Annotated in this window: 1 pseudogene; it reads left to right on the top strand. The window is 59.5% G+C overall.

Going from position 1 to position 363, the window contains the following annotated elements:
• Window positions 1–185 (top strand): annotated as a pseudogene (locus P353_RS27735) (electron transfer flavoprotein subunit beta/FixA family protein); the annotation flags it as partial.
• Between the last annotated feature and the right edge of the window lie 178 nt (window positions 186–363).

The raw sequence follows: 363 nt of genomic DNA, 5'->3' as shown, positions 1-363 counted from the left end.
CCAACATCATGAAGGCCAAGAAAAAGCAGCTGGACATCTTCAAGCCCGAAGATCTGGGCGTGGACGTAACGCCGCACCTGAAGACCGTGAAGGTTTCCGAGCCTGCCAAGCGCGGCGCTGGCGTCAAGGTGGCCGATGTGGCCGCTCTGGTCGACAAGCTGAAAAATGAAGCCAAAGTGATCTGACTCCCCCTGAGTCGCCTGCGGCGCCTTCCCCCAAAGGGGGACGACGGCCTTGGCTGCGGGGCGGCCCTTGCTGGCCGTCCCTCGCCAGGCTGCGCTGCTGCCAAGGGCTGATGTCCTCTCTCGGACTTCGCCAGAACGTAAAGAAATTTAGAGGTTGAATATGACTTCTCTCGTAATC

The sequence above is a fragment of the Comamonas testosteroni genome (assembly GCF_000761245.1).
In the GTDB taxonomy this organism is placed as follows: domain Bacteria; phylum Pseudomonadota; class Gammaproteobacteria; order Burkholderiales; family Burkholderiaceae_C; genus Comamonas; species Comamonas testosteroni_C.
This window is presented reverse-complemented; position numbering and strand designations above follow the sequence as displayed.